The organism is Micromonospora sp. NPDC051296 (assembly GCF_040682255.1).
GTDB classification, from domain to species: Bacteria; Actinomycetota; Actinomycetes; order Mycobacteriales; family Micromonosporaceae; genus Micromonospora; species Micromonospora craterilacus.
In genome coordinates this window covers 1-11,511 of sequence record NZ_JBFBAO010000227.1, presented here as the reverse complement: position 1 = coordinate 11,511, position 11,511 = coordinate 1, and the positions used below count along the sequence as shown (strand labels likewise).

At 68.9% G+C, this 11,511-nt stretch carries 10 protein-coding genes; 4 read left to right on the top strand and 6 right to left on the bottom strand.

The window, feature by feature from the left end; translation table 11 throughout:
* Nucleotides 1–788 precede the first annotated feature (788 nt).
* A complete protein-coding gene (locus tag AB0M52_RS22195) occupies nucleotides 789–1,391 on the top strand; it encodes a hypothetical protein (protein WP_363956728.1) in 603 nt (200 codons plus the stop codon).
* Nucleotides 1,392–1,513: 122 nt separating this feature from the next.
* Here the strand turns inward: AB0M52_RS22195 and AB0M52_RS22190 are convergent, their stop codons facing one another.
* The 3 genes from AB0M52_RS22190 to AB0M52_RS22180 form a co-directional block, all read right to left on the bottom strand.
* A complete protein-coding gene (locus AB0M52_RS22190) occupies nucleotides 1,514–2,083 on the bottom strand; it encodes an NADAR family protein (protein WP_363956725.1) in 570 nt (189 codons plus the stop codon).
* 295 nt (nucleotides 2,084–2,378) lie between these two features.
* Nucleotides 2,379–2,813, bottom strand: coding sequence for a VOC family protein (locus tag AB0M52_RS22185; protein WP_363956723.1), 435 nt, complete (start codon nucleotides 2,811–2,813; stop codon nucleotides 2,379–2,381).
* A 264-nt stretch (nucleotides 2,814–3,077) separates the two neighbouring features.
* A complete protein-coding gene (locus AB0M52_RS22180) occupies nucleotides 3,078–3,833 on the bottom strand; it encodes a class I SAM-dependent methyltransferase (protein WP_363956720.1) in 756 nt (251 codons plus the stop codon).
* Nucleotides 3,834–3,951: 118 nt separating this feature from the next.
* Here AB0M52_RS22180 and AB0M52_RS22175 point away from each other — a divergent pair, with 118 nt between their 5' ends.
* Complete coding sequence (locus tag AB0M52_RS22175; RefSeq protein ID WP_363956717.1) at nucleotides 3,952–4,881, top strand: AraC family transcriptional regulator; 930 nt, start codon at nucleotides 3,952–3,954, stop codon at nucleotides 4,879–4,881.
* Nucleotides 4,882–5,904: 1,023 nt separating this feature from the next.
* On the opposite strand, the gene AB0M52_RS22170 is transcribed toward AB0M52_RS22175, so the two are convergent.
* Entirely contained in the window at nucleotides 5,905–6,540 is a 636-nt protein-coding gene (locus AB0M52_RS22170) for a hypothetical protein (RefSeq protein ID WP_363956714.1), read from the bottom strand.
* A gap of 296 nt (nucleotides 6,541–6,836) precedes the next feature.
* On the opposite strand from AB0M52_RS22170, the gene AB0M52_RS22165 reads away from it, so the two are divergent.
* Both AB0M52_RS22165 and pdxY read left to right on the top strand, forming a co-directional pair.
* Nucleotides 6,837–7,424 carry a hypothetical protein gene (locus AB0M52_RS22165; RefSeq protein WP_363956711.1) on the top strand — a complete coding sequence of 196 codons (588 nt, stop codon included), beginning with the start codon at nucleotides 6,837–6,839 and terminating at the stop codon, nucleotides 7,422–7,424.
* A 213-nt stretch (nucleotides 7,425–7,637) separates the two neighbouring features.
* Nucleotides 7,638–8,489 carry a pyridoxal kinase PdxY gene (gene pdxY, locus AB0M52_RS22160; protein ID WP_363956708.1) on the top strand — a complete coding sequence of 284 codons (852 nt, stop codon included), beginning with the start codon at nucleotides 7,638–7,640 and terminating at the stop codon, nucleotides 8,487–8,489.
* A gap of 77 nt (nucleotides 8,490–8,566) precedes the next feature.
* Here pdxY and AB0M52_RS22155 read toward each other — a convergent pair whose 3' ends face one another.
* On the bottom strand, nucleotides 8,567–10,957 hold the full coding sequence (locus AB0M52_RS22155) for a glycosyl hydrolase (protein WP_363956705.1): 2,391 nt from the start codon (nucleotides 10,955–10,957) through the stop codon (nucleotides 8,567–8,569).
* A 118-nt stretch (nucleotides 10,958–11,075) separates the two neighbouring features.
* Nucleotides 11,076–11,511, bottom strand: a 436-nt coding sequence (locus AB0M52_RS22150) for a hypothetical protein (protein ID WP_363956702.1), incomplete at its 5' end; no start/stop codon positions are given.

The following is an 11,511-nucleotide window of genomic DNA, read 5'->3' as shown; positions in this document are numbered from 1 at the left end:
GAAGACCAGACGGCACGGGTCATGATCCCCGCGCCGCCCCAGGACCCGCTCATCGCCACGACCGGACGCCGACCCACCGAGCATCGTGACGGTGCGTAGCGCGACTCACGGCATGTCAGTGCGTTGCAGCAGGCGGCCCAGCGAGAAACTTGGCTGTCCCGTGCCGCTGATGCCGTTGAAGAGGCCCGAGCACCATGGGCGGGTAGTCCTTCGTGCAGCGAGCGGCAAGCGGGGCATCATCGAGGCGTGGAGAACCTGTCGCAGCGTTGGCGAGAACGGGCTGAGACGACTCGGAAACTCCATGCCGTGGGGGATTGTCCCGCGTGCGGGCACTCGTGGATAGAGCACGGCTTCGGCAACGACGTCGATGGCATGTGTGGTGAATGCGCGTACGAGTTTGAGCACGACCAGCGGGAGACTTCGGAGCCTGGCTGCGAGCGCCGCGCCTCCCACATCCGCACCGCCCTCCGATACCTGACGACGATCCAGAGACGTCAGCCGCCACGTCCTGCAGGAACGCCGTGTCGTCACACTGTGTCACCGACACGTCCGCCGCTCCGGAGCTGTCCTGACCGCCCACCCGGACGTTGACGTCCGCCCGTCCGGAGATTCCGATGCCCGCCGGCATCCCCCAAACAACCGACCTCCGCAGGACAGCGTCCGGATCTTGGTGCCCGCGAAGCGTCAGCCGGCGCGACCGCGCATTGTATGCGGCAGATCCGTATGCTGCGAGGTCTCCGGACTACATTGCGACGATGACTGTCGCTGGACGTACGCTCACCCCCGCCGTGCAGAAGGCGTTGATGTACTGGCCCGGGATCGTGCACACGAAGAGGCCGGAGCCGGTCGACCTCGCGGTCCTGCCGCCGTTCTTCAACGACCTGCTGACCGAACTTTCATGGTGGCACAGCGACTGGCAGGTCACGCAGGTCGAGGCGGCTTACCCTCGCGAGGTCGCCAGCAATCATGACCGGCAGAGGAACGCGTTTACCGAGGTTACGGTGCCGGGCACGCTCGAAGGCCGCGCGGGGCAGACTTTGCCGTTCGTCGGACGCGTCCGGTTCAAGGGCAACCGGCTGCTGCGCTTCCAGGCGAAGGTCGCGGACACGATCATCGGGCCCGCACTCGCGAAGGCCGGCGCCCCGGAGCCGCATCCATTCGGCGCTGTGCTGTGCAGACTCATGGACAGCCGGGGCGTTTCGATGAAGGAACTCGCCGTACGGACCGGTCGCGCGATGTCGACGATCAACGCGGCGCGGACGGGGTGGCACAACCCGTACCCTGTCTTGGTCGGTGAGATTGCAGGCGCACTGGGCATACCGGAGGCGGACCTGGCCGCGATCGCTGGCGTCGATGCACCGACCGGCGTGTCAGGGAACACCAGCACTTAGCCTTTCAGCCACAGCAACGACGCCCCTACCTGCACTTTCAGACGTTGATGACCAGCACCGTTTTCACCTGCAGTGACGCTCGGTCGGCGGCAAGTCTGTGAGCGCTCGGCGTCCAGCGACGGTTACCGCTCCGACTCCTTTTGCAGGATGTCGCGCACGTGCATGAGCGCGAACCCGAGCAGGTTGAGGCCCTGCCACCGAGTCGGATCAGCGGCGGCAGGGTTGTCTTGAGTCAGCCCGATACCCCAGATCCGGTCCACTGGGCTGGCCTCGACGAGAACCCGTCGTTCGGTAGCGAGCAGGAACGCGCCCAGTTGGGCGTGCTGTTCGAACTTGGCCAGGTTGCCGGCCACCACGATGTCGAAGCGATGATCGTCCCATGCCTGCTGATCGAACCCGGCGACCCGGCCACCGAGTGCCTTGGCCGCGTGCGGGTGCGGCGCGGCGAGAACCCGCTCGGCCATCGCGTCGTCGCCGAACAGGGTGGCCTTGCGCCACATCATGTAGTGCTCTGCGGTCGCGAATACGACCCCGTCGATGATGAATGACGATGGCCACCACTGACTCAAGCATCCGGTGCCGACGCCGCCATCGCGCTGCGGCTGGTGCCCCCAGAAGAACAGGAACTTGATCCGCTCTCCTCGCGCCTGTGCCGCGACCAGGTCCGTGACGCTACGACATGAAGCCAGCATGACCGCGAGTGTGCGCGACCAGGACCTCAGCACGCCACAGGGTTGTCCGCAGCGAAGCCAGGGCGCTGGCGACGGGCTTGCACCAGCCGCAACGGATGCTCAATGCCTTGGCGCGCGCCTGGCGGCATGAGAGTGCGGATCACGGAGGGCGACAGCTTCCTGCTCCCAATGCGCGACCATGTGGTCTACGCCCCACCGGCCGTCGTGTCCACTCACGACATATCACAAGTCGATCAAACCGTCCCGGGAACTACCCAAACCTCGCCCACCGATGATCGCCGACTGAATGACCCTCTCAGTCGAGGCAGAACTCGTTGCCTTCGATGTCCTGCAGCGTGTAGCACGACTCGTTTTCCTCATCGGCATGCTGCAGCAGCACAGGTGTCGCGCCGAGCGCGATCAGCCGTGCGCCTTCGGCCTCGAGCGCGGCCAAACGCTCGGCGCCCACGAGCCCGGCGCCGGTCCGCACATCGAGATGCAGCCGATTCTTAACGACCCTGTCTTCTGGGACGCGCTGAAAGAACAGTCGCGGGCCGACGCCGGTGGGGTCGATGCAGGCCGACCATGCATCCCGCTGCTCGGACGGCAGGGCGAGGTTGTAGTCCTCCCAGCTGGCAAATCCCTTCGGTGGTGGCGGCAAGACGTACCCCAACACCTCGCACCAAAATCGAGCGACGCGCCCAGGCTCCTTGCAGTCGAAGGTGACCTGGATCTTCTTGATCGACTTCATGGCTTCACCCTAAAGCAGGCTCTTCCGCCGTCGCCATAGGTCCCCGCGAGGTACGGCTGGAGGGTGCATGTCGTGTACCGGATCGGGGCCGCGTCCGGTGAGCGTTCGCTCGACGGATCATGCACCTCGTCCCAGACGGCGACCCCGAATAGGTGACCTTCCGGAAGGATGCTGCTGAGCGGATGCTGGTGGCGGTACCGGCCTGCGGCATTGGGACTTTGCCAATGCGTGGCGTGGTGGGGTCTGTCGACACCCCCATCAGGTTCAGCTCAAGGGGCGGGTCGCCTGCACGAAGGTGACCCGGCCGAACCTGTGGTCGGCGTGCGCGACCTCCCGGGCGTCGCCGAACCCGGCGTCGGCCAGGAGCGAAACGATGCCATCGCCGTGGTTGCGGGCCACGACCGGGCTGTGCGCCACCCGGGAACGCATGAGGCGGGTCAGGTGCTGGAGGGCGTGGACAGGGCTGTGGCCATGGCGGTGTGTTGGGTGCCCGGCGTCGGCGACGTGGGATGCTGGGCCGCCGAAGTCGACGACCGTGACCCGTCCTCCCGGCCGAAGAGCACGCAGCGCGTCGCGCGCGAACGCGATCCGACCGTCGTCATCGATGTGGTGCAGGGCCAACGACGAGACCACGTGGTCGAGCGAGGCGTCCTCAGCGGGGATCCGGTCGGCGTATCCCTGTACGAGGGTGAGAGCGACGCTGCGGCGGCGCGCCTTGCGCGCTGCCCTGCGCAGCGCGTCGGCGTCGGGGTCGAGGCCGGTCACCTGCGCGCTCGGCTGGGCCGCGAGCACGGCGAACGACAGGTTGCCGGTGCCGCAGCCGATGTCGGCCACTATCTGGCCGGGCTCGATGGCGGCGAGCGCGACCGCACGTTCGTGCAGTGCGCGGACGCCGGCCACCCGGGTAAAGGCGTCGTAGAACGGGAGAAGCCAGGTCTTTCCCGCGCCCGGCAGGAACGGGCGGTTCCGATCCTCCGGAGTTCGCTGGTCGAGGATGCGTACGTGGGTCGACGCTGCCATGGATGCCTCCTGTGCACGCGGTGGCGGGTCTGCCTCGCTGGCCGGTGGCGGACCCGGTGTCGTCACCTCCAAGTCTTGGACATTCTGCGGTTGCTGAGCAGGACTTAACTTGGTAACCATGGGACATTCTTCGGTCAGTGACCCGCCGGGAGTCCCGTCGAGGCTGCGCACGGTACGGCCCGACGGAACGCCGGTCTACCGCTACCGGCAGCGCCCCGGCCTGCCTCCTGTCTCGGTGACCCGCTTCGACACCGAAGCCGCCCACCTCAGCCTCCCGCCGGACCACCGGCACGCCCACGATTTCCTCGTCCTGGTCTATGTCGAGGAGGGCATGGGCTCGTTCACCGTCGACGGCGCCGAACGGCCGTTGCGCGCTGGCGAGGTTCACGCGGTATCGCCCGGGCAGGTCATCGGCGTCGCGGCCGAGCTCGCCCGTGGCCGCGCGTGGTCGGTCGCGTTCACACCGGACGCCGTCCCCGCCCTGACCTCGGTCTCCCCACTGGCCTGGACGCACCATCCCCTTCTCGCCCTGTTCACCTTCAGCGCGGGGCACGGTCGGATCGCAGAGCCCGACCAGGCGAGCTGGTCGGCGTGGCTGGCGGACCTGGCGGAGGAACTCGCCGACCCAGGCCGTCTCGGCGCCCGCGAGGCCATCGCCGCACTGCTCACCCGGCTTCTGGTCGCGGCCGCGCGACTGGCACCCAGCGCCCCGGCCACGCCGGACCCACTCGTCGAGCGGGTCTTCGCCGAGATCGAGGCGACGTTCCACGAACCGGTCTCCGCCGCCGATGTCGCCCGTACGCTCGGCTACACCCCGGGTCACCTCACGACCGTTCTCCGCCGGCGCACCGGCCGCCCCCTGCTTGAATGGATCACCGAACGGCGCATGACCGAGGTCCGGCGAATGCTGCGCGAGACCGACCTGCCGCTCGACGCCGTGGCCGCCCGAACCGGCCTGCGCGACGCCACCTATCTCGTCCGCCGCTTCCGCGACCGCCACGGCATCACCCCGCAGCGATGGCGCCGCACCCAGCGAGCATGGTCATGACAGTGGCTCGCCCGCGTCCAGGTCCGATGGTGTGTCCTCCAATTGGATCTTGCGCCGTGGGTTGGGCTCGTGCGCAGCGAAGCCCTTGCGGCGGCCAGCGATCGCCGTGTTGACGCGTCCATCACCATGGCCTCATGGCTCGAAGGGCGGACCTCGGGTGGTGGGGCGAGCACCCCTACGTCTACGCCATGTTCACGACCACCGCCGCGGTGGCGTGCTGGACGACGGTGCTCGTGGCTGCGCTCGCGGTCCCGGAGGCGGCCATCGGCCTCGGGCTGTGCGGTGCGCTGTTCGGCGTACTCATGACGATCGCCGCTGTGTACGCCTGGCACTGGCTACTCAAGGGCCGACATCGCGATCGCCGTGCGAACGAACGGATGCGGTGGAAATGGGATATGGCGTTGCTGAGGACCGGTCGGGTGTTCCTCTGGCTGATCTTCCTGGGGCTGCTGGTGGCGACCGCGGTTGGTCTCTACAGCGGGTGGCGGTTCGACCGATATGGTGTGACAGCGGAGGCGGTCGTGACGGAGGTCGACGGCAGCTTCGTGACGGTCGCTGTCGCTGCGCGGGACGGCGATCGCTTGGGTGTGCTGCAGACGGGTAGGGCGATCCGTGGCTGGCCGCCGGTGACCGGATTCAGGTCGTCTACGACCCCGAACCCGGCGCCAACGACGTCATACTCGCCGACCGTTGGCCCTACGACCAAGGGATCGTGCTGGCGGCCGGTACGGTGGTCGCCGGCGCGTTCGTGCTGGTGCCCTCCGCGCGTCGATGGCTCACCCATTCCGCGCTCGGGCACTGGCGATCGTCGGATGGCCGTATTCGCCCGCCGCACTGATCTGCCGCTGGCCGTGCGTGCCGGACAGACGCCTCCTGTCACCGTCCGCAAGATTGCCTGCTGCCGTCAGCCCATGCCGAGGGCACTGCCGTGCCGCGATGCGCGCGCTACATATCGTCACGCCGGGCCGGACCGGTCTCGTCCTTACGTGGCCGATCAGAGTACGCAAGAGGGACGGAGGGCCCTCAACCCGGATTGTCACTGCGGGACGTTAGAGACCGACGCGGTAGTCCGTGAATGCCGGTTGCAGTCACGGTGGCGTCGTCGATAGCGCTCGGGTCGACGCTCCAGCGACCGGCCATCGCCAGCACGTCGGACTCCGACGGCGTCGTTTCGTACCAGGCTGCCCACTCATCGTCCGACCAGTGTTCCCACCCAGGCTCCATACCGCGAATGCCGATGCCCAATTCGATCTCATCGGCTGTCGGAGCACCAACGAACAGCGGCACCTCGCCTCGCTCACCGATGAAGCAGTAGGCACGCAACAGCTCACCATCCAGGGCCCGAGCCCAGGCGTGATAGTCCGGGACCCGTTCGTTGGCGAAGAACTGCACCTCGCCCAGATGCCGACTCAATACCCTGAGCCAGTCGGGGAAGGGCGGCTCGGTCGCGTCGAAACCCGGCGGCACATGCAACCGGCCGTGGGCGAGGGTCCAGCCTGGCAGCGGCGCGGCCACGTACACGCCGTGCTGGTAGGCCCGGTCGGTGCCGGTTGCCCAGCCGAGGACTTCCCGGTCGTACAGACCAAGCGCGTCGGCGACCTCGCCAGGGGTCCCGTTTCGCACAGCCAGCCACGACGTCTTGTAACTGAATCCAGCCACGCCGCCCATGATCTCAGGAGCCTGCTTCGCGGCTACCCAACGGCATCCGGATCTAGCCGCGATCCGCTCGGCCGGCGACAGCGGCCTACGGACGAACGCCCGAGGTGGCGGACGCGGGTGGACGCCGCCAACCGAAGCGCCCAGAACTTGTAAGCGAGGGGTCGGAGGTAGGACCGAGCTGCCGCCGCGCATCGACGATGAGGACCAGGTCCAGGCGGTCACAGGTCGTCGAGGGGCAGACGGAGGCGGCCAATGATGACCACCGGGATGCACGGCGGTGAGTAGGCTGTTCGGTCATGCCCTCGGAGAACGTCACGGCCCACCCTGTGCAGCTGCGCTACGTCCTCACGTCGGACGACCTGCTAGACGGCTTCGTCGCCCAGAACCGCAGCATCGCGCGTCCCTGGTATCTGCGGTGGCTGAGCGCCCTCCTGACTGTCGGCCTGCTCGCTGTCGTCTTCGTTTTCTCTGCGATGGCTGGGAACGTGGCGCCGGGCACCGCCGTGGTAGGTGGCGTCGTGCTGTTTGTCGTGGTGGTGCCCGTCGTCGTCGGGTTCAGCCTGCTGCTGCGCCGGATCTTCGGCGGCTCCCGCTGGATCTACCGGCTTCATGTTCGGCAGATCATGCGCGGCAATCCTGCGCTGTCCCAGCCCATGCAGACCACGGTTACCGACACCGGGGTGCATCTCAGCAGCGCTGCCGGACAATCGACGACAAGTTGGGTTCAGCATCCGCTGCACGTCGAGACCGATCGGTCGTTTGTCCTGCTTGCATCGGAGCGGCGCGGCGGAGCGGTGCTCGTGCTGCCGAAGCGGGGGCTGGATGCGGCGGGACCGGCACCGCTGCGCTCGTTGCTCTCCGCCTACTCCCGCCGAATTTCCTGACCTGGACAGCGCCGCGTCCCGGCGGACCTGCAGAAGCCCTTACTTCCAACGGAACTGCATCAACCGGCACCCGAACGGGTCATGGACTTGGAACGACAGCTTGGATCGGGTGGAGCTGTCGACAGCAACCGGCGTGGACGAGGGTGCCCATCGGCGGAAGCGAAGACCCGGACCCTGGGCCGATCTAGGATCCGCAACCGCCATGATGAGACGGTGAAGATCCTGTCCATCCAGTCCTCGGTCGCCTACGGCCACGTCGGCAACTCCGCTGCCGTGTTCCCCCTGCAACGCCTCGGGCACGAGGTCTGGCCGGTGCTGACCGTGCACTTCTCCAACCACACCGGGTACGGCGCGTGGCGCGGGCCGCTGCTGGCCCCGGCCGACGTCGCCGAGGTGATCGCCGGTATCGCCGACCGGGGGGTGCTCGGCGACGCCGACGCGATCCTGTCGGGCTACCAGGGGGACCCGGCGATGGGCGCGGTGATCCTCGACGCGGTGGCCCTGGTGAAGACCGCCAACCCGGACGCGGTCTACTGCTGCGACCCGGTGATGGGCGACGTCGGGCGGGGCATGTTCGTCCGGCCGGGCATCCCGGAGTATCTGCGCGACGTGGTGGTTCCCCGGGCCGACATCGTCACCCCGAACCAGTTCGAGCTGGAGTTCCTCGCCGGCCGCCCGACGAACTCACTCGACGAGCTGCTGGCGGCGGTGGACGTGGTACGCGCCACCGGGCCGCGACACGTGCTGGTCACCAGCGTGCTGCACGGCGACGTGCCGGCCGGCTCGCTGGAGGTGGTGGCCGTGTCGGACGAGGGCGCCTGGGCGGTGACCACCCCGCTGCTGCCGATCAGCCCCAACGGCGGCGGCGACGTCACCGCCGCGCTGTACCTCGCCCACCTGCGCACCACCGGATCGCCCGCGACGGCGCTGGAGCGCACCACCGCCTCGATCTTCGCCGTGCTGGAGGCGACGTTGGCGGCGGGCACCCGGGAGCTCCAGCTGATCGCCGCTCAGCAGGCGATCGCCGACCCGCCGGCACGGTTCCCCGCCCGGCCGCTGCGGTAGAAACTGCGGAGGCCACCTCCCCACGCGGGGGGAGGTGGCCTCCGGACGTCCCGGCCGGGAGACGGCCGGTGTACGACCTACTTACTTGCGTGGCAGGAAGCCAGCACGCCCACCACACCGACCCCCGTGTCCTTCAGGGGCAGCTTGGTGGAGGACGCCGGGCAGCGCGGCACCGTGACGTCGTAGATGCCCCGGCCGAACGTCGCGGCGGTGAGCTGCCGCGACGGCTCGTGGTAGCGCAGGTACATCACGGCCGCCTTCGGCAGGTCCGCGCCGAGCGACGCCCACTCGCCGCCGTTCCAGGCGGACAGGTAGACCCCGACGTCGGTGCCGACCAGCAGCAGCCCGTCGGCGGTCGGGATCACCGAGTTGACCGGCGCGTCGGGCAGGCCCCGCCCGATGTCGGTCCAGGTGCGCCCACCGTCAACGGTCATCTTCACGTGCGCCCGGCTGCTGCCGGAGCGGAAACCGGAGAACGTGGCGTACGCGATGTTGGCGTCCTTCGGGTTGACCGCGACGCGGGTCACCCAGGTGCCGGGCAGCTGCGCCGGGTCGACCTGGTGCCAGTTCGCACCGAGGTCGTTGGTCCACCACAACCTGCCGTCGTCGGTGCCGACGTACAGCGTGTTGCCGTCGGTGGGCGCAGCGGCGATCGTGGTGATCGTGCCCCACGGGTAGCCGGACGGGTCGTTCGGCCCGCCGCCGGTGAGGTCGGGGCTGATCGCGGTCCAGGTACGACCGTTGTCCGTCGACCGGTTCACGATGTTGCCGGCGTAGTACATGACGTTCGGGTCGCTCGGGTCGAACTGCAGCGGGGTCAGCCAGTTGCGTCGCTGCGACGTGGTCTGGCCGGTGCCGATGTTCTGGCGGGGCGTGCCGCCGGCGGTCTCCGACCGGTAGCAGGCGCCGTACTGGCTGCACCCGAAGACGATGTTCGGGTTCTCCGGGTGGATCAGGGTCTGCAGACCGTCACCGCAGCCGATGGCGTTCCAGGGGCCGAGGACGCCGTTGTAGCCGCGGTTGCAGCCGTTGTCCTGGGTGCCGCCGACCTTCAGGCTCGGGTTCGTCTGCGCCACGTCGACCGTGTAGAACTGCGTGTACCGCTCGTCGGTGGCCTTGACCCAACCGCTGGCGCCGTTGTTCTGCGACCGGTAGAAGCCGCCGTCGTTGCCGAGGTAGACCCGGCCCGGGACCTTCGGGTCCCAGCGCATGGCGTGCTGGTCGGCGTGCACCCCGCCGACGGACGAGAAGCTCTGCGCGCCGTTGGTGGAGCGCATCAGGTTGACGCCCATGAGGAAAACGTGGTTCTCGTTGCCCGGGTCGACGAAGAGCTTGCCGAACCACCAGCTGAACGTCGACTGCGAGGCCTGACCGGAGCTGACCGGGGTCTGCGTCCAGGTGTCGCCGCCGTCGTCGGAGCGGTAGAAGGCCCGGAACGGGCCGATGGCGGTGCCCACGTAGGCGTAGAGGCGCTGCGGGTTGCTCGGTGCGAGCGCGAGACCCCAGCGACCCTGGTCGGCGTCGGTGGGCAGGCCGGTGGTCATCCGCTGCCAGTTCTCGCCGCTGTCGTCGGAACGCCAGAGGCTGGAACCGGGGCCACCGTAGGTGCGCTGGTGCGGCTCACGCCGGTGGTCCCACATCGCGGCGTACATTCGGGCGGGGTTGCTCGGGTCGATGACGACCTCGGTGGCGCCGGTGGTGTCGTTCGGCGGGGCGAGGACCTGCCGCCAGTTGTCACCGCCGTCCTCGCTGAGGTAGACGCCGCGTTCGCCGCCGGGCACGAACAGGTTTCCGGCGGCCGCCGCGAAGATCCGGGACTCGTTGCTCGGGTCGATCGCGAAGCGGGCGATGGCGTGGCTGTCGGCCAGGCCGACCCGCTCCCAGGTGGCGCCCCGGTCGGCGGAGCGGTAGACGCCGTCGCCGCCGAAGGTGATGGAGCCACCGCCGGGCTGCGCCTCGCCGGTGCCGGCGAACAGGAGGCCGTCGCTGGTCATGGCGACCGCGCCGATGGCCTGACCCCAGCCGTCCGGCCACGCCGGGGTGAAGGTGGCCCCGGCGTCGCTGGACTTCCACACGCCGCCGGAGGCGGCGGCGATGAACACCTGGTCGTTCACCTGCGGGTCCACCGCGATGTCGACCACCCGGCCGCCGATGTTGGCGGGGCCGAAGAAGGACCAGGATCGCTCGGCGAGCGGCCGGTAGACGTTGAGGGTTCGGGCGGCGAGCTGGTTGGCCTCGCCGCGGGCGCTGGCGTATTTGGCGGCGGACAGGTCGGTGCTGCCGTCACTCATCCGCTGGGCGGTCATCCATTCGTCGGGTACTTCCATGGGACCGGTGGGGAAGCTGGTGGCCAGCGACGGTACCGCCGGTGCTGCAATGGACGACGCCGTCAACGCGGCCGTGGCGACCAGCGCCAGCAGCGCTGTCGCCGTCAGCCCGCGACGACGTCGGGCGAGCATGAGTTTCATGGGGGTGTCTCCTGTCCGGACGCGGACGGTCCTGTGTGCGCACGCTAGACACCGCATCGGCGAACGTCACCGGGCAGCTGTCGGGAAACACACCGCCCGGTTAGGACAGATGTCGAGGTCAGCCCGAACGGAACTCGGGCAGCCCGGCCTCGTCGGAGTCCGGACCGACCATGACGGTCAGGGTGGTGGCGTCAGCGCACAGCGCCCCGGCCCGCAGGTACATCCGCCGGTCCTGCGCCCGGGCCAGCACCTCGGTCTCGAAGATCTCGTCCTCGACCCGCAGCAGGTCGATGTCCGTACGCTGCTCGTAGTGGGCGCGTACGTCCAACGGGGACATCCGGACGGTGGCCTCCACACTGGTCAGCACACCCTGCTCGATCACACTGGTGACCCGGGCGCCGTCGGGCAGCATCAGCCCCGGCACGTCGGCGGTGACCTCCGGATCCTGGTCCAGCGGCACGACCGGGACTCGGGGCGCTACGCGACGGCTCGCGCCGCCGCCGACCTGATCGAGACCCTGACCAGGACCTCCACTGCCAAGGAAGCCGTGGAGG

Bases quoted from the DNA above. Each gene is read 5' to 3' on its own strand.
- AB0M52_RS22190 (WP_363956725.1), bottom strand. From the start codon at position 2,083: ATGCTGGCTTCATGTCGTAGCGTCACGGACCTGGTCGCGGCACAGGCG.
- AB0M52_RS22185 (WP_363956723.1), bottom strand. From the start codon at position 2,813: ATGAAGTCGATCAAGAAGATCCAGGTCACCTTCGACTGCAAGGAGCCT.
- AB0M52_RS22180 (WP_363956720.1), bottom strand. From the start codon at position 3,833: ATGGCAGCGTCGACCCACGTACGCATCCTCGACCAGCGAACTCCGGAG.
- AB0M52_RS22175 (WP_363956717.1), top strand. From the start codon at position 3,952: ATGGGACATTCTTCGGTCAGTGACCCGCCGGGAGTCCCGTCGAGGCTG.
- AB0M52_RS22165 (WP_363956711.1), top strand. From the start codon at position 6,837: ATGCCCTCGGAGAACGTCACGGCCCACCCTGTGCAGCTGCGCTACGTC.
- AB0M52_RS22155 (WP_363956705.1), bottom strand. From the start codon at position 10,957: ATGAAACTCATGCTCGCCCGACGTCGTCGCGGGCTGACGGCGACAGCG.